The organism is Sphingobacterium sp. B16(2022) (assembly GCF_012030425.1).
GTDB classification, from domain to species: domain Bacteria; phylum Bacteroidota; class Bacteroidia; order Sphingobacteriales; family Sphingobacteriaceae; genus Sphingobacterium; species Sphingobacterium anhuiense.
Window position 1 is genome coordinate 304162 of record NZ_JAAUVN010000004.1, and the last position, 18335, is coordinate 322496.

An 18335-nucleotide genomic window follows, 5' to 3' on the forward strand; every position below is an offset into this window, starting at 1 on the left:
ATTAAGAAAACTTATACCAATGAAAAGAATAATCAATTTATTACTGTTGCTATTTGTAAGTACCAGTAGCTTTGCTCAAGGACATTACAATGGTTCATCCTTTAATCCAAATGATTATTTTGCCCCACATGCGGGCTTTATCATTCCGGTATGGTATGGCTATGCCAATATGAACTATTATAATAAGCAGGGGAATAAATCGGATCAGCTGATCAATCCGACACCGAACAATCCGACGACTCTTAATATCGAGCAAAATGTCAAGACCCATTCATTTATCTTAATGGCTATTTATGGCGGCAAAGGTAAAATCTTAAATGCAGACTGGGGTATGATGATCATTCCAACCCTTAATAGCCCCACGGCAAGCATTGCTTTAGATTATTATTCGCAACAGACAGGCGCTGGCCGTTATAACTTCACCAATAAAAGTCTTGGTTTTGGTGATATGTATATCCAGCCGATCTGGCTCTCATGGAAAGATGGAAAATTCAAATATGCGTTAAATTACGGCGTGTGGGCTCCCACCGGAAAATATGAACACAATAGTTTAGACAACGGCGGTCATGGTTACTGGTCTCACAATATTCGAGGGGCTTTACAATACAAACCGCAACCCAAAATCAATCTGAGTATTGCGCCAACATTCGAGATCAATCAATGGCAAAAAGATACTGACTTCAAAGAGGGAAGCCATCTTACTGTCGATCTCGGAGGTTCTTATCTGCTCAACAGCCGTGGCGATGAAGTTGGTGTATTCGGTCACTACACCAAACAGGTTTCCGATGATAAAGGAACTGAAGGTAGTTTCTTGTCAGATCAGACAGCAGGAGTTGGTGGCTTTGTTTCCTACTGGATTGTACCTAAAAAAATTGGAGCAATGGCACGTATAACCCAGAACTTTGCAACAGAAAGCCGATTCGGAGGTATGGCTGTACAGGCTGGTGTTAATATTTTAATACCTTCAAAAAGTGCATCTCACTAGATAATTTGAATCCGGATTGACGATACTATCGCCTTAAAGGATCTATTTGTAAAAAAGTGATTGAACAAAAGGTTGAACAGGTGATTTCTATCCCGTTCAACCTTTTTTATTAATATACTCTTGATCGTTAAAAAACGTAATCAATTTTATACCTTCTTATCATGTTACACAGGGAACAACGAGACTGATCTATTAAAACATAGACTAAGATTATATTTGGTTTTACACGGACATATAATGGACGGATTAGGGATCGGAGAATGTTGTAATTTATTGCAAATTAATAATAAAATAAACATTTTGACCAGTTCTTTGTTTTCTCTTAATAAACCCTAAACCAACAAATTATGCCTGATTTCAACCTGAACCGTAGAAAATTTATTCAAGGTGCTACTGCTGTTTTAACTTTATCTGCTCTACAAGCAAAAGGGGTTTCCTCTACAAGTACACTTAAAAATATGCGGGTCGGATTGATTGGAGCAGGTTGGTACGGGAAAAGCGATCTATTTAGACTCATGCAGGTACGCGATATTGATGTTGTAGCAATCTGTGATGTGGACAGCAAACATCTGGAAGAAGCTGGAAAATTGATCAGTGAACGCCAAATATCCAGAAAAGTACCAAAACTTTACAAAGATTACAGAGCAATGCTCGACGCACATAAACTGGATCTGGTACTCATCGGAACTCCCGATCACTGGCATGCGCAACAAGCAATCGACACCATACGTTCAGGGGCACATCTTTATCTCCAAAAACCCATTAGCATTGATGTTCTTGAAGGCGAAGCGATACTGAGCACAGCAAGAAAACACAATAAAAAAGTACAGGTAGGTACACAGAGAAGAAGTACAGCCCACCTTATAGATGCTAAAAAAAGCATCATAGATCAAGGACTGCTTGGTAAAATATCACATGTCGAGATGTGCTGTTATTATCATATGCGTAAAAATGGAAATCCTGCAGTAGAACCTGTTCCTGACTTTCTGGATTATGAAATGTGGACAGGCCCCGCTCCATTGCGTCCTTATGATGGTTTACCACATGGTGGCTGGTGGCGCACTTTCATGGAGTATGGTAATGGTATTACCGGCGATATGGGTATGCATATGTTCGACACTGTTCGTTGGCTTTTAGGACTTAAATGGCCAGAAAAGATTACTTCAACAGGCGGTATATTTGTGCAAAAAGGCGGAAAATCCAATATTGTGGATACGCAGACTGCTATATTTGAATATCCTGACTTAAATTGCGTTTGGCAGATGCGGTCCTGGGGAACTCCTGCAGATCCAGAATACCCTTGGGCATTTGTTATCTATGGAGAAAAAGGTACTTTAAAAGGCAGTGTCATGAAATATGAGTTTATTCCTGTTGGTAAGGGAGAGCGTATTGCGATGGATGTTGTTTATGAGAAAGAAAAATTTCCCGCAGATCTCAATGAACCCAGAATCGAACTGCACACCGCTCCTGCTACCCGCCAACATATGCTGAATCTTTTATCTGCGATTGAAAATGACCATCTCCCTATTGCTGATATTGAAGAAGGACATATCTCAACAGCAAGTTGTATTCTGGCCAATCTATCCATGTTATTGAACAGACCATTGGTCTACGACCCTATTAAAAAAATATGCATTGATGATCCTGAAGCAACCAAATTATTAAGAAGACCTTATCGGGCACCTTGGAAACATCCGTTTTTGGGATAAAGTAAGAGATCTTAATTCTCCAAAAAAAGATTTACGGTTGAGATAGAAACCCTAGATCAGTTGCTTTTTTTATCAGACTTGCAACACTGTGACAGCCTATTTTCCGAAATATGTTTTTGCGATGTGTACGGCAGGTATTTGAAGTTATGCCCAAAATATCAGCGATCTTATCACTTGAAAGTCCTTTTGAAATGTAGCAGATGATTTCTTTTTCACTCACAGTAAGATTTAGTTCCGAAGCACTGTTTTTTTTAGTGTCCACTATTGAGATTTGGCGAAATTCAGTATTGCCATTTATACCCATAATAGTCACAACATGATTGTTCACCTTAGTGACATGTTCAATGTCTGTATGAATATTCAAACTTTTGACAATTCTAAATTTGCTATCGACCGCGACGCAAATAGATTGATGGTAAAACAATCGATATGTTCCATCTGAAATTTGCATACGGAAACAATAGCAACATTTAAGCGATCGTATGTACTCTATACCGATACTCACAATATATCGATGAGCAGCCTCCTCTGCCCTAATAACAAATTCAATATCATCAGGATGGATTAAATCAATGATCTCTTGTAACGACTCGGGCATTTTCTTCATTCCATGCACCTTGAGCATATTCTTATGCTGGTTGGATAGCGTTTGTCTAGGGCTATCCACAAAGTAATAATAATAATCACCCGTATATAGGAAATCGGCAATGAGGTCAATCAGATTGAGATGCTGATGCATTCCTTTTTCAGAAATGAGCAATTCCGCATAACCATCCGTTGTGATCAACATCCTATTATTCTTATTTTTCATCTATAGTGCATTTGGTACTCTGACTTTCTGAAAATGTAGTATTACTAGGGTGTTATATTTTTCTAGTACTATTTGTATTATTCGATTGTCCAACTGTGATACAGTTTTCCCTTGCAATTTGGGCTACCATACTTTCCAAGGTTGACATGCGCTCGGGGCAGACGATAAAAGATCGTAATCCTTTACTTATCCAAGCTCCCGAACAGCTAACGCAAATTTCTATGGTGCCAAAAATCTTATTGTCTTCTCCGTAAAAAACGAGCAAATGCCGTGGTTCATAGCACCCCGCCACCATCAGTTGTTCACAGAGCTGACTTTGATACAAAGTGTATTGCCAATCCGACGATTGTGCTGAGTCCAATTGGACCTTTCCTGCAATACTGTCAGCTGGAATATTTAAATGACTGTTGGTAAACAGCTCTTCTAAATTCTTTCCTGCTTTACCCTTCCAGGAAATACGATTACTGATATAAAACAGCAATTCTACTCTTACAGCTACCAGAAAAGGATCAATGCCCGAGCTATCCTTCTGTTCGATAGTAGGGAAGATTCGTGCTTTTTTCCCTTTGTAGAGCGTTACCTTTTCCTGAGCTTTAAGACTCAGGAAAGATAACAGCAAGAATATAATGATGATATGTCGCATGCTGTAAGTCGTAAAGATAATATTGAAAATAATAGTTATCTCTAGAATAAGTTATCGTCTAAAAGCTTGGCTCCTTTTATAGTCGCCAAATGTTTCAACGCTTTTACTATCCGAAGGATTTCATCTTTCTCTACAGTAGGATTGAATACAAAATCTGTACTTTCAATACTCTTTGTGGATATAACGTCGTTGTTATCTCCTATTTCGTTTGCCTGAAAATTACCGGTTATAATTATTTTATAGCATAATTTACCCATAATTTCCTTTTGTAGAGAGGATATACTTTTTATTTTTGAATACTTAAATACATGAAATTCATTAAATCTTGTTGGTACAGATGATGTAATCATAGAGGAAGCTGACTCACAGAATTCATCTTTAAATTTAATACCCTTTGCAAAATCACTATCTTTTTGCAATGAAGGAACTTTTGCTTGAAGCCATTCGATAGTTTGCTCTGCCGTCTGCGCATTTGCAGATCCTATTCCTAAGAAAAACGAGAACAGTATTAATAGTTTTTTCATGGTATATAATATTTGACACTTTCCTATCATCTGTATAAGTTAATGGTATTCTTACTTGGACTAAACACTTCTCTTTTGTTTGCTGGGTATTGGCTTTGGTTGCGTTCGAATTTATCTTTATCCAGTTTGATGAGCGTCTCTTTAAACGCGTTAGCCTTAAATTTCGAATCTGCTGAGTTTGCTCCCTTTAATCCTTCTTGAATAAGGAGTGAGTTTACTTCTACTCCCTCTTCCGCTAGTAAAGATTTAAATTTTGATCTGATTTCATCTTTATTGCTAGACCAATCAGAACTAGTAAACAGATCAGAAAAGTAGTAGATTGGTTTGGCATTTGTACCAGTTTTGTAATAGACAAACTGATAGGTAGTGCTCTGCGCAAGCGTTGTTGTCAGCGAAGCAACAAAAACAAGTAATAGAATGAGTTTTTTCATGGCATTTATTTTTAATCAAAAGAAATCGGTTCTGGTACTCCGCAGAGCTTCCGAAGATGGTTGAAGCCTTTGACAACTTTTCCAGTATATTTTTTTGAAGTATTATAAGGAAGCCTCCAACTTTTTACAGTAGGTCTCTGCCGACAGGGAAATTTCCCTTGCACCTCTGTAATCTCAAAGATGATAAATAGCATGGCTAGTAGCAATAACTTCTTCATTGTAGTAAAGTAAGCTTACTAGATATCATTTATTCTTCCATTCTTTTGCTAACTTTGAGTTTTTTTCCACGTCTCCGTACCCAAATTCATAAATTTCAGCAATAGTTCCCTGTAATTCTTTAATTCCAGCATTATACGCCTTTTCATACCATTTGATTCCCTCAGAAACACTCGTTTTGACTTCCCCTTTACCAGACATGTAAAAGTCGCCAATGCGGCGCATTGAATCCGCATCCTTATATTCTGCTGCCATTTTCAGCCATTTCATCGCTTCCTTACTATTTTTTGTCGTTCCCAGCCCTTCATAATACATCCCACTTATAATGCACATCACCTCAGCGGTCTTTTCACTTTTTTCTATATCGATCGCTTTTTTATACCATTCTAATGCTGTTCCATAATTTTGGGACACTCCATACCCACCATAATGCATATAGGCTATGGTAGATATTGCAGTCACATTTCCCCTTTCTGCAGATCTGGTTAAATATATGATGGCCTGTTCATAATCTTTTTTTGCAACTAATTCTCTTGACCTTTTTAGATCAGGATCGTTTTCGCCACTTTCTTTTTTTTGTGCTTCCGCTGTTACTAATCCAAGGAATAATGCGAAAAGTATAAGTAGTTTTTTCATAGCATTTATTTATTTGATTTCTCCATTGGAGGTAATGGTGTATGTTTTTGCTCTGCTTATCTTTCTAGTTTGATCAGTAGTGAAATAAGTGATCGTTACTAGAGAATAGGTGTAAAACGTATGCTTTGTACCTGTGTTAATCTGTTTATCATTGATCTTAGCTACGAATTCCACATTATTCACCCCCTTATCCAATTTAACCGATATTTCTTTTAAAACAGCATTCGCTGAATCTTTTTCTAGTGTAATGATATTGAAGGTTAACCTTGCACTCATTTCTTCGAAATCAACTTGGGAGCTATATACTTTCTCCTTTGCTTTCAAGAACTCTTTAGGTATCTGAAATTCTTTCTTGTCCAATAATTTATCGTCAGGTGTACTTGTCGCTGAATGACAACCTAAGAATAGAATGAAAATTGTCAATATTGCTAAAATGTTGTTTGTTTTCATAATCTTCATTTTATTCTTTATTTGTTAACTAATGGGGATAGAATAGATCCAATATCTTTAAGCTTAAATGCTTTTGATAAAGTAACACCAAAGAATGGACGTGGCTTAAAAAACTGGTTCGTAATTTCAGCTTGTAATGTTATTCCTGTAACGGCTTCGGTAATCCACGCTCTACCTGTATAAAAAATATCATGAGCTTTATCCATTGGTGCAATTGTTTCACTACCTAAAACCTCGTTTACAACGCTTCGACGCGAATTTTTATGAAATCTACCTAAATATCCTACCGAACTATGTATTCTTACACTTACAGCTTTTGTTTCATATGTAAGAAAAGCTCCAACAAGTCCAACACTAAAATCGAATTCATTTTTTTGAGTTTGTATATTTTGTGATAAATCAACACGATTTGGAATGAAGCCAGACTCATAGACAGTATCAAGTTCAGTTGGAGCTCCATAAGTACGTAGTGTATTAATCCTTCGCCAAACAAATTCTAATGAAGGAGCGTAATATAAATTGAAATGGTGATTCCCTCGCTTATTAATTTTTATCAATGGGCTAAAATGTACCCCCATATTATCTGCTGTAGTGGTGGTTACAATACTTCCTGAGCCTCTAACTCTATAATAAAGAGAATCATTAACAGGTTGTACCTTAAAAGCACGATTACTATAGCGACTGCTATCAGTATTACTCATCGTTCTATTGCCATACAGACTCAAATAAAATCCAAATCGATTTTTACTTTCTATTGGAGGAACAAATACATTCGTCGCAAAAAATAGATTCTTTGCTTTGGTCTTACCATCTGCCATGTCGAAGTTCGTCCCTAAATAGGAAAGTAAAGTATAGTCATCTGAAACATCAACAGAAGATTTTACAATTAAGGTGAAATTTTTCTTATCTCCTAAGTTGTGATCGTTAACGTCTTTATCGTCATTTTTTATGTTAATCTTTAAATCCAATCTTCGCTCCCTGTCTGTCAGGATATCTTTTTTTAATCTAACATAGACTGTCTCATTTTCCTGTAAGGAAGAAAGCAAACGCGGTCTAAAGTCTATCGAATAATCTGAATTGGGTAAAGTAGATTCGTTAACTGAGAAAGTCAGAATATATTTATTTGCTAAAGTATCACCTTTTGTAGTTTTATAGGTATAGGGGATCGCAATAATTATATCACTGTCTTTACTTTTTGAGATTACTATACTATCTTTAACGAACGATAAATTAAAAGTTCCTTGCCCCCACACTACCCCCATCCAACCAAACAGCAGTATTGTAATTAAATACTTTTTCATATTTTAAGTTTTTAAAATGGTTCTCCTTAACGACTTTACCCTGCACATCTGTAACCAATATCATTTAAATGGACAATATTGTATCCCTTCTCTTTGTAATTTTTAATATCCAATAATCGACGTTTATCTGCATCAGAATAGGTGGTACCGGATCCTGAAAGAAGTGGTTTACTTAGACTATGGTCTATTTTATGATTTGTTTCAGCTGGGATATAGTCCGTTAAATACATTTCAAGACCGCGCATACAAGTAGACAGATAGGTGTATTTTTTTACGGTGCTAATCACAACTGGTGTTATTCCAACATTTTTTCCCTTCAGAAATACTAAGGTATAATAGTAATGCGTAACTGTTTCCTCCTTTGGCTGAGCTTGGCTTTTTCCTACGATGCTTATAAATAACATGATACACATCATTCTTATAATAATTTTCATAACCAATTTTTTAGGTAATACTGTAACACAAATTTCAGAAATTGGAGCATGCAGGTAAATACCCCAATTGGGGTATTTTTCAAATAAATAGGGAGGAAAATTTCGAAATGTTAGATTTTAAACGGGAAAGATTGATCTAATCAAAAAAATAGTCCATTTTTCTCATATGTTGCTTTTTTCAAATGATTGGAATCGGATAACGGGAAATCTCAAATTACAGATTTCGCATCTTGTTGATCAATTTCAGTAATGCAGTTCGATTTTTGGCATCATGATAAAACTTAGGAAGTTTTTCCAATAGAGTAAAATGAGTCCGGTCTTTATGTTCGCGCAATGTAGCTGCAATATAAGCTTCCAGATAATCAAGATGTGCATAATTATATGCCCAAACCACATCGCCTTTAAAGGGCTTTTCCAACCATAGCACTGCACTAAAGTAAACATGAGCAGCAACCTGAATATTTCCCTTCACGCCTAGCATGCGTTTCTCAGTTGTCTTCTCTTTACTATAGCCACAGGAAGAACATAGTAACCGTGCTATTTGCATCAGATAATCTACACGTGCCAAAGCCTGTTTCCTACAAGATGGACAGACGACCAATACATCAGTCTGAAACTCTATTAACCTCTTATTCTGGTCATTAAAACGCCCCTGTTCCATTTAATCCATTTTACGATAAGTTCATTCCAAAATAAAACAAATTATTGGATAACTATATACCCCAATTGAGGTATTCTGATATTTAAAGTATCTTTCTTCAGAGAGAAAGACAAAATGGTTGTTGACAATAAAAAATTATTGTATCTTCCATTGTTTTTAGCCGAACCCCTCAACATTTATATTAACCTTTTAATTATAAACCATTTTTTATACTTATGGAGCAGAAGAAAACTCGACATCTTCTTTCTGATCTTTGGGATAGCTATGAGGATGTTTATTCAAAAGATTTTTTACCTAGAAAAAAAGATGATTTAACGACTATATTGGCCGATGTTTTTGTCGTAGGTCCGTACTACTCCTATGTCATTTATGTTCCCGACTCTTCGTTACTTCAAGTATCTGAAAGTACTTTGAGAATACATGGGTTATCAGATTATCCAGTAAGCGTAGCAGATATTATTGATCAGATCCATCCCGATGATTTAGATTTTGTACTCATGGCCGAAAAAGCAACTTTAGAAAAAATGAAAGAAATTGGCTTTAACTATCAATTGTACCTCAAAAGTTCATATTGCTTCCGGATGCGCATCGCTGACGGCTCTTACCATATGTTTCACCATCAAGCCATTCATCTGAACAAGGATGAAGATGGACGATTAATAACTGCACTTAATATCCATACCGATATTCAGCACATTACCTGCACAAATAATAAAATAGTTTTGGTGACCAACATTGGTACCAAAGAAACTTACTTTTGTCAGATCGATCTGTCATTAGTAGAACATAAGCCCTGTGTACCTGAACTGACCAAACGGGAGCGCGAAATATTGTCTCTGATTGCAAAAGGGCATTCCAGCACACAGATTGCAGAAAGTCTTTTTATTTCACCAGATACAGTACGGACACACAGAAAAAATTTATTTAGAAAGTCCAATGTAAACTGTGTTGCCGAATTTGTTCGAAAATGTATCGAATGGGGGCTTCTTCAACTTATATACTTTTATACTATTGAGCTCTGAATCACAACAATATACGGTAGTCAATAAGCCTTGGTAAAACTCGCTTTTGGATAATTACAGGAATATAATCTCGGGAGGTCTCTAGAATCCTTAATTTACCGTATTTTATTCATTGCTTTTATTAACTTTTCTTTCATTAAAAGTTCATACTCATATGAGGACTGTATGTCGACAGTATACATTAACAGATCATCATACAGGTTTTTATACTTTTCTTTTGAATAAGCTATTTTGAATGTTTCAATGGTCGCCGGAGGAACGAGTTTTACCAGCTCATTCCCAAGAACTGCACCTGCCATCATAGCGCTCCCCACTAATAATCTATCGCCTAATGGAGTTTCTTGCTCATCAATCGCTATCTGATTGCCATATATATTCTTTCCAGTATTATTTACTGTGTTTGTATACTTTGGATCAGCGATTACGTCAACAGCCGATTGTGCTATGTGCCGAAAAACGGGAACATTTTTCTTTTTATCAAATTTAATTTTTAAGGACTTAAGGGACTCAGGCTTAATTGCATTGATCCCTTTATCAGTCATTATCTCCACCTGATCGGGTGTAGCTTTTTGCAAAATACCTTTGATAATTCCATCAGATGTCTTAGCTATAACTTTATAAACTGAAATCTCCCGCTCTCCAACTAGCTTAGCATTTTGTGCTCTTACTGACATTACGGAGAAAAAAAATAGACTTATAAGTACTAAATATTTTTTCATTCGATAAATATAAGCTTATTTAATATGATGGCAATATTTATTTGGTCACTGTATAATCCTATAATAGCATTTAAAATTAAATCCCTGATAACAATCAAATATAAGTTTGGCAACTTACGCTAGTTTTTGCCAAACTTATAACAAAATCCCGCTCACAAGACTATTCCATTAAATAATTCCAACTTCCATGAATATCTTTTATCTCCCAAGATTCAACTTTCGTTTTTATAAATATTAAAATTAGCTGTATTCCATTTGGTGATATCAACAGATTTTAGCTAAAAATCACTCTTTAATCAAATTGAACATGGTCAATTTCGCGATATGGCGAAAGGAATCTCCGGACTCACTTGACCATTTCACCACGTGGCGAAATCATACAGCCACCATTCCGATGCATTTTCCCGAGTATCCATATTAATCCGTCATCTCGGTGAATCACTTAGTCCTTCCTCCTCCCCTCTTCATGAAGCCCAAAAGCTCTTTGACATATTGCGAGACCACACTGTCAACGGTGTGTTGCATTTCCCCGGGTGATCAAAACATTTCCTCTCCGCTCTAAATCACATCGACCTAGGTATAAATGCTTTTCTCCATCGTCGAAACCGCTACGCCATAGCGCGAAGACATGCTCCGTTGCACACTCCCCATAAAACTGACGATTTCCCAGCTTGCCTAGAATGCGTCAATTCTTCATTATTTGACACTTCGTCCTACTACTTCTTATCGCAGTTTACTTACTGCATATCTCGTTGTCAAGTCATCATTAGCTTATTGTTCACCTGTTGCATCCTTGATATAATAGTCCTATTCGCTGGGTTCATCGATATGCATAATCAAACGGATATTTGTCCAGCTAAGATTCGCTACGTAGAGAATGTGGCAAATTCAGGGAATACTTGGTAGAGCTGCCTCATGTTCCACAAATTGGCTTCTGATAAGATTTTTAAGAGTTATTCCATTGGCCGGTAAATGCCCCATGAGAAAGATAAAACAAACACATGTTCACTATTTCACACATGTTCATGGAACGTGAACATGTGTGAAATAGTGAACAAAAAATAAGTAACAAACTATCTAATTTGCTGATTATTAATCAACATAAGGCTTCACTAAAGTATTACAGATTTTACAAATATCGACCTTCCGCTCCTTTCTTATTTCTATCTTAAAACCCATTTAATATCGAGTCTGAAATCAAGTTACAACAAAAAAGAACAGCTAAAGGAATTACCTTTAGCTGTTCTTTCAATGATAGATTAGATATCTTCTCATTAGATTAATCTGACCAAAAAGTATGATCTACTTACTACCTTTTGCTATATAAAGTAATTTGGGTGCATCTTTAATAAATACATCCAATACTCCGTCTGCAATTTTAACTGGCCCTTCAAAGCGAGTCGCACCTGGTGTTGATGGAATAACCGCCGCCTTTTTAGCGAGTTCTTGAGCTTTATCAAAATAACCGATACTATTACTTTTACCCATTTCTACCTCCTGCAAACCTAAGACAACTGATTCTAAAGCCTCTCCCCATATTGCCATCGCATCTAACCACGGTCCAGCTTCACGGACAAAACCCTTATCAATTGTTCCTGAACGAATAATATTTGGAGCATTTCTAAATTCATGAGCATGATTTATTAGACTTTTAATAGCCTGCGCACGATCATCTTTATTACCATAAGAAAAAGCATCTCTAAACTTATCTAAAATTGATTTTAATGCAGGTGCTTGCACTTGCCAAGGGTGTGTTCCAAATGTTGGGGCTAAGTGCTGGGTATCGAAAAACAGCAATAGTGCCTGAGTGGTTTTTGGATTATTTCCAGCTAATTGACGTGCAGCAAATGTCCAAGTACGAGAAGCATCGTAATCCTGATCATTCCAGGCAAAAGCAGCCACTCCCGATATTGCTACTCTACTAGAAGCTTCCTGATTCATTGGATTGGACAAAATCCCGGCAAGCTGTTTTGATAACCCTGCTTCCCTTCTATCATATGGTGCTAAAAGAAGCCTTCCTTTAGATTCTGCATAGTCATTTACAGGATAATTATCCCAGAGCAATGTTGGTTTTCCAAACACCTTAGTAGCCGCTTTTGCATCATTTATTGAAATTGATGGCGGAACGACATCAGTTCCTGTCCATTGAACAACGATATCTTGATTTAAATTTTTACGTAATGCAGCTTTATACGGGGTTTCTTTAGCATCATAATACTCGGTGGGAACCATAATTAAATTTGGCGCCTCAGGATCTACTCCCTTGATATAGTCCTGCAATTTATTTAATAATGATGATTGTGCTACCGCAGCAGCTTCGGGGCCTGATTTCCCAAAAGTGATCGAGTCTTGATTACAGTTCCATTTTTGATACTCAATATCATCTAATGCCAAATAAAAACTACGCACACCCACGCTTCTTAACGCATTTACTTTGTCTTTTAATAGATCAAAATCTGTTTTACATGAAAAACAAATCGTTGGACCAGGCGATATTGCATAAACAAAGTTGATATGATTATCGGTTGCAATCTTTGCTATACGGCCAAGTTCTGATAATGTGTCCGCTGGATAAGGCTGTCTCCATCTATCTCTAGCGTAAGGATCATCTTTTGGCGTATACACGTAGGTATTGGCTTTAACAGAGGATAAAAATAATAAATGTTGCTCGCGCTCTAACATAGTCCAGGGTTTCCCGTAGAACCCTTCCACCGAACCGCGGATAGGCTGAGCGGGGTAATCTTGAATCAATAGTGATGGAAAGAAAGCGCTTGTGATTAACTGTGCGAAGCTTTGTGTGGCATGAAATAGACCATGCGCATCATGCCCCATTAGTGATATTAAAAAACCTTGATCTTTTTTTCCACTAGAAATTACATAACCTTCTTTATGAGAATCTAAAATTGCCTGGTTGTTGCTAAGAAGTGCTGTTCCGTCCCCACTTTTGCTCTCCCCTAGAACCACTACTGTACCTCGAATTGACTTTGGAATCTTTTGGGTTGTATTCACATTCTTCACTCCTGCCTTGTTCAGCATCTTCTCTACTGTGGTCTTAGTATACTCACTAACCTCTGGTAATGCAACTAAAGTAATGGTCTGTCCAAGAGGAAAGCTCTCGCCTTGAAGCTCCATAAACACAGGTGAGGGAAATATAGAGGGAAGGGTTGATACCGTAGCAGTTTCAAAATTCTTTTGCTGAGCATACCCAAATTTTAAACTTCCGCTTAAAATAACTGCCCCTAATAAACCATATATAATTTTTTTATTCATCATTAAATTAAGTTTAATTTCTATGCTAATTAATAGCATAAATTTCAAAAATAATATAATTCACCCATATAACTTCCATGTATGTGATTTATTACATAATCAAACTCCCCGTACGCACATCTTAAATTTAAATTGATTAGTATGACAACGATGCCACAGATAGAGAATAAAAAGATGCTACATCTGCTTCTTTGGGGATAGATTAATTGATGAAAAAAATGGAATTAAATAGGGTATTAATTTATAGAAATCACACAAAATACTTTGGCATAAAATAGGACATATGCCAAATAAAGCGCATAAAAAAAGCGACTCTTTTGAAGTCGCTTTTTTGTAGCCCGTAGGGGAATCGAACCCCTGTTTCTAGAATGAAAATCTAACGTCCTAACCCCTAGACGAACGGGCCTTTTTGTGTTTCGGTGTGCAAATATAGAAAGGTTATTGAATATTTCAAAATAAAAATGAAAAATTATTTATTTCTCTAAAAATTGTATCTTTAGATCACACAACAAACTAAACAACTTATAGATTCATGAGTTATCAACCGTATAAAAAGTCCATTTGGCTGTCTACTACAATGGCATTATTGACAGCAAATCTCTTTGCCCAGTCTCCTGCAAACATTGAAAATAAGATTTCAGTACGCTGGGAAGTTCCAACAGGAATAAGTTTAAAGAAGAACCCTACGTCAAAATTAATCATTAAAAATACAGACAGTCAGCAAATTGCACTTAAAGATTGGTCACTATGGTTTAATTTCATCCGTGGAATAGATGCAAAATCTGTTGATTCCCGTTTTAAATTGTCACATCGTAATGGAGATTTATTCCAGATCGAATTTGCAAAAAACAATCTAACACTACAGCCCAAAGATACCATTGAAATCAATTTTACAACACTCGGTGGCCTGATAAATTATACGGATGGACCAATCGGGCTTTACGTAAGCTATGATGGTAAAGACACCTATGCGGACATCAAAAACTATGAAGCGCAACGCAATACCTTTACAGCAGAACAGCGTAAAGCCTATTTAGAGCAGAAGTTTGCGAGCAATGAACTTCTTTCTAAAGGCTCACAGCAGGATATTCTACCGCTACCTGCGCAAGCAAGCTTTGATAAAACAAAGTCATTTAAATTGACAAATACTATTTCAATCAATAGCGATAATGATTTTAATAATGAAGCCGCTTTATTCATTCAATTTCTAAAAGATCAAACAGGAATACAGGCACAGAAAAGCACGAGTAAAGACGCCCAAATCAAGATCGTTAAAACTGTAGGCTTTGAAGACGAGGCTTATGCACTGAATATCGATAGCAAAGGAATCGAAATTAAAGCAAGTACTCCTACGGGTGCATTCTACGGTTTACAGTCATTAAAATCTTTAATTCCTGCCGCAGCATGGAGCCCGACGAATAAATCATTGAATTTCCCATATGCTCAGGTAAAAGATCAGCCCCGTTTCCCGTATCGTGGTCTCATGCTGGATGTGGCACGTAATTTCCATAGCAAAGCTGAGGTACTTCGTATTTTGGATGCAATGGCGCAGTACAAACTGAATAAATTTCACTTCCACTTCATCGATGATGAGGGCTGGCGTTTAGAAATTCCAGGATTACCTGAATTGACTGAGGTCGGTAGTGTACGCTCTGCCAACTTTAAAGATGGAAAAGCCATACAACCGGCCTATGGATCTGGAGCGGTAGCAAAAGAAAAACAATATCTAAGCACGCAGGACTATATCGAGATTTTACGTTATGCAGCCGCAAGACATATTGATGTCATTCCAGAAATTGAAACTCCTGGACATGCACGTGCTGCGATAAAATCAATGGAAGCGCGTTACAATAAACTTAAAAAAACAGGAGACCTTAAAGGTGCGGAAGAATATTTATTACATGATCCAGAAGACCTATCGGTATACAACTCTGCACAGAACTGGAACGACAACGTTTTAAATCCTGCCTTACCTTCTTCATACCAATTCTTAAGTAAGGTAATCGATGAAGTGAAAAAAATGCATGAACAAGCTGGCGTACCTTTAAAGATCATCGATCTAGGTGGTGATGAAACGCCTGCTGGCGTCTGGGAAAAATCTCCGAAGATCGAAGCTTTCATGAAAGAAAATAACATCACATCCGTACATGATGTGTGGCCATATTACATTAACCGTATTAATGAATTATGCCACTCTAAAGGTTTGATCATGTCGGGCTGGGAAGAAATGGGGATGAAAAATTTCGGAAAGGGAATGGATGTAAATCCAGCACTAGCAGACCATAACATCAACTTAAACGTCTGGAATAACCTGATCGGTGGTGGACAGGAAGATTTAGCGTACCGCCTAGCGAATGCAGGTTACAAAGTTGTCTTTACTTCTGCCTATAACAACTATCTGGACATGACCTGGGACCATAACTTTGCTGAGCCGGGACATAGCTGGGTAGGATTGGTTGATATTAACAAAACATACTCGTTTGCTCCGGAAAACTATTTTATTAACCTGTTCAAAGACAATTCAGGAAACGAGTTACCGAAAGATTTCGCAAAAAATAAGGTGCATTTAACGGAAAAAGGCAAAGCAAACTTCTTGGGTGTTAAAGCTGGACTTTGGTCTGAAAAAATAAATAACGATACGCGTCTTGAAGAAATGATTTTTCCACGCTTATTGGCAGTTGCCGATCGTGGATGGGCTCCGGAACAAAGCTGGGAAAATGGCGAAAATTTTGATCATCAGACTTACCAAAAAAGCTATGCTGGATTTATGCAGAAGTTAGGTAATGATGAATTGAAGAAATTAGATAAATTAAATAAAGGGTATCATTATCGTGTACCTGCTGTCGGAGTAAAATTGATCGATGGAAAGTTAACAGCCAACACCGACTACCCAGGTTTTAAAATTTACTACAGTGAAGATAACACGGAACCTACTTTAAAATCAAAAGAATATAAAGGAGCTATTCCTTTTAATAGCAAGTCGACCTACAAGTTTAGAGTAATCACTCAGATCGGAGACTTGGGGATTGTTTCGACATACTAAAATAGAACGTTCACAGAACAAAAGAAGAGGCTTAACGCATGATGTGTTAAGCCTCTTCTCTTATTACAATAAGTTCAACTGTCTTATTTCTTATCAACAGAATACTTTCCCGGAGCGATAAATAATAGACCAATAAAAACACAGCATAATTCAATGGCATGAGAGGCTCCTTTAATGCCATCTCCTTTTCCGAAATGAACAAGAGCCGCAACAATCATCGTGAACGCTAAAAAAAGTAAAGTAGGTCTAGTCCAAAGGCCGATCAATAAAAACAGACCTCCTACTCCTTCGGCAACTGCGGCCATAAATCCCCAAAAAATGGGTAAGAAATGAATGCCTAATACTCCCATAGAACCCCCAAGCTTAGTCCATGTTTCTACTCCACCCATCATTTTCGGGAATCCATGCACAATCATCATCACGCCTAAACCAACACGCATGATCAATAAACCGAAATCTTTATATTTTCCTAAATTTTGAAATAGTGCCATAATACTTAATCGATATATGTTAATGAAACCTTATTTTTTGTGGTCTTTAATTTCACCTTCTTCCCAAAAATTAATGCATGATTATCATCAATATGACCGGCAGGATAAGCGAATGCTACTGGAAAATCTGCTTCCCTTACTTTTTCCATCACAATTTCAGAGACAGACTGTCCAAATGAAGGATCAGCATCTTTCATTCCGGAAAAACCGCCGACAATCAGGCCTTTCAATTTTTTAAATTTCCCAGCCCGCTTCAATGCCCATAACATCCGGTCGACACTGTAGAAAGTCTCTCCAACATCTTCGATAAACAAGATTTTACCATCGTAATTGACATCTGACTCAGATGCCAGTACGGATAGTAGAATAGCTAAATTTCCTCCAATTAGTATTCCTGTTGCTTCTCCTACTCTATTTGGAAATTCTTTCTGCTCATAGCTGTAATCTACCGACTGCCCGAAAAGAGCGGCCTTCAATGTATCTAAAGAAGCTTTGGTACCTGCTTCAAAAGATTTTGGCATTTGCCCATGTATGGTAGGAATGGCAAATTGCTGTTGAATATGACTATGTAAAACAGTAATATCACTAAACCCAACAAGCCATTTAGGCTGTTTTTGAAAAAGCGAAAAATCAAGTTGATCAATAATCCTCACGCAACCGTATCCACCTCTCGCCGCAAAAACAGCTTTGATAGACTCATCGTCCAAAGCCCATTGCAAATCGGCAGCTCTTTCATGATCATCGCCCGCAAATTGATGGTAAGCGGCTGTGACAGTCTTTCCCAAATGGACCTCCAGGCCCCATGATTCCAAAATTTTAACGGCGGCGTCTATATTTCCACGAATAAAACTTGCAGGACAGACAATTGCGACTTTATCGCCTGCTTTAAGAAATTCAGGTATTTTCGTCATAATCTTTATTTTAATACCGCAAATTGAATTATCTTTGTCAAAGAAACAAACATTTATAGTGTTTTTTTATTTCGCTAA

18 protein-coding genes and 1 tRNA gene are annotated in these 18335 nt (G+C 37.1%); 4 read left to right on the forward strand and 15 right to left on the reverse strand.

Annotated elements, in window-relative coordinates:
- The first annotated feature begins 19 nt into the window (after positions 1 to 19).
- Positions 20 to 985 carry a transporter gene (locus HCX49_RS19640; protein ID WP_132843454.1) on the forward strand — a complete coding sequence of 322 codons (966 nt, stop codon included), beginning with the start codon at positions 20 to 22 and terminating at the stop codon, positions 983 to 985.
- A 347-nt stretch (positions 986 to 1332) separates the two neighbouring features.
- On the forward strand, positions 1333 to 2694 hold the full coding sequence (locus HCX49_RS19645; protein ID WP_168127933.1) for a Gfo/Idh/MocA family protein: 1362 nt from the start codon (positions 1333 to 1335) through the stop codon (positions 2692 to 2694).
- A gap of 31 nt (positions 2695 to 2725) precedes the next feature.
- Here the strand turns inward: HCX49_RS19645 and HCX49_RS19650 are convergent, their stop codons facing one another.
- The 10 genes from HCX49_RS19650 to HCX49_RS19695 form a co-directional block, all read right to left on the reverse strand.
- Positions 2726 to 3505, reverse strand: coding sequence for a helix-turn-helix transcriptional regulator (locus HCX49_RS19650; protein ID WP_168127934.1), 780 nt, complete (start codon positions 3503 to 3505; stop codon positions 2726 to 2728).
- 52 nt (positions 3506 to 3557) lie between these two features.
- Positions 3558 to 4148 carry a hypothetical protein gene (locus HCX49_RS19655; RefSeq protein ID WP_168127935.1) on the reverse strand — a complete coding sequence of 197 codons (591 nt, stop codon included), beginning with the start codon at positions 4146 to 4148 and terminating at the stop codon, positions 3558 to 3560.
- Positions 4149 to 4189: 41 nt separating this feature from the next.
- Positions 4190 to 4672: a hypothetical protein gene (locus tag HCX49_RS19660; protein ID WP_168127936.1), complete on the reverse strand. Its 483-nt coding sequence runs from the start codon at positions 4670 to 4672 to the stop codon at positions 4190 to 4192.
- A 26-nt stretch (positions 4673 to 4698) separates the two neighbouring features.
- On the reverse strand, positions 4699 to 5103 hold the full coding sequence (locus HCX49_RS19665) for a hypothetical protein (protein WP_168127937.1): 405 nt from the start codon (positions 5101 to 5103) through the stop codon (positions 4699 to 4701).
- Positions 5104 to 5114: 11 nt separating this feature from the next.
- A complete protein-coding gene (locus HCX49_RS19670; protein WP_168127938.1) occupies positions 5115 to 5321 on the reverse strand; it encodes a hypothetical protein in 207 nt (68 codons plus the stop codon).
- A 25-nt stretch (positions 5322 to 5346) separates the two neighbouring features.
- Complete coding sequence (locus HCX49_RS19675) at positions 5347 to 5955, reverse strand: tetratricopeptide repeat protein (RefSeq protein ID WP_168127939.1); 609 nt, start codon at positions 5953 to 5955, stop codon at positions 5347 to 5349.
- Between the two features lie 9 nt (positions 5956 to 5964).
- A complete protein-coding gene (locus tag HCX49_RS19680) occupies positions 5965 to 6405 on the reverse strand; it encodes a hypothetical protein (protein WP_168127940.1) in 441 nt (146 codons plus the stop codon).
- Positions 6406 to 6422: 17 nt separating this feature from the next.
- Positions 6423 to 7706, reverse strand: coding sequence for a hypothetical protein (locus tag HCX49_RS19685; protein WP_168127941.1), 1284 nt, complete (start codon positions 7704 to 7706; stop codon positions 6423 to 6425).
- Between the two features lie 35 nt (positions 7707 to 7741).
- A complete protein-coding gene (locus HCX49_RS19690; protein ID WP_168127942.1) occupies positions 7742 to 8140 on the reverse strand; it encodes a hypothetical protein in 399 nt (132 codons plus the stop codon).
- 214 nt (positions 8141 to 8354) lie between these two features.
- Complete coding sequence (locus tag HCX49_RS19695) at positions 8355 to 8801, reverse strand: hypothetical protein (protein ID WP_168127943.1); 447 nt, start codon at positions 8799 to 8801, stop codon at positions 8355 to 8357.
- A 215-nt stretch (positions 8802 to 9016) separates the two neighbouring features.
- Here HCX49_RS19695 and HCX49_RS19700 point away from each other — a divergent pair, with 215 nt between their 5' ends.
- The gene (locus HCX49_RS19700) at positions 9017 to 9823 is read left to right on the forward strand and encodes a LuxR C-terminal-related transcriptional regulator (protein ID WP_168127944.1); all 807 of its coding nucleotides are present in this window, start codon (positions 9017 to 9019) and stop codon (positions 9821 to 9823) included.
- 95 nt (positions 9824 to 9918) lie between these two features.
- Here the strand turns inward: HCX49_RS19700 and HCX49_RS19705 are convergent, their stop codons facing one another.
- From HCX49_RS19705 to HCX49_RS19715, 3 genes are all read right to left on the reverse strand, one after another.
- Positions 9919 to 10542: a hypothetical protein gene (locus HCX49_RS19705; RefSeq protein ID WP_168127945.1), complete on the reverse strand. Its 624-nt coding sequence runs from the start codon at positions 10540 to 10542 to the stop codon at positions 9919 to 9921.
- A 1302-nt stretch (positions 10543 to 11844) separates the two neighbouring features.
- Positions 11845 to 13815: a beta-N-acetylhexosaminidase family protein gene (locus HCX49_RS19710; RefSeq protein WP_168127946.1), complete on the reverse strand. Its 1971-nt coding sequence runs from the start codon at positions 13813 to 13815 to the stop codon at positions 11845 to 11847.
- A gap of 331 nt (positions 13816 to 14146) precedes the next feature.
- A tRNA-Glu gene (locus HCX49_RS19715) sits at positions 14147 to 14218 on the reverse strand.
- A gap of 126 nt (positions 14219 to 14344) precedes the next feature.
- Between HCX49_RS19715 and HCX49_RS19720 the strand changes: the two genes are divergently transcribed.
- A complete protein-coding gene (locus HCX49_RS19720) occupies positions 14345 to 16855 on the forward strand; it encodes a family 20 glycosylhydrolase (RefSeq protein WP_168127947.1) in 2511 nt (836 codons plus the stop codon).
- An 83-nt stretch (positions 16856 to 16938) separates the two neighbouring features.
- Here the strand turns inward: HCX49_RS19720 and HCX49_RS19725 are convergent, their stop codons facing one another.
- Both HCX49_RS19725 and HCX49_RS19730 read right to left on the reverse strand, forming a co-directional pair.
- A complete protein-coding gene (locus HCX49_RS19725; protein ID WP_168127948.1) occupies positions 16939 to 17346 on the reverse strand; it encodes a DoxX family protein in 408 nt (135 codons plus the stop codon).
- Positions 17347 to 17351: 5 nt separating this feature from the next.
- Entirely contained in the window at positions 17352 to 18257 is a 906-nt protein-coding gene (locus HCX49_RS19730; RefSeq protein ID WP_021190857.1) for an LD-carboxypeptidase, read from the reverse strand.
- Positions 18258 to 18335 lie beyond the last annotated feature (78 nt).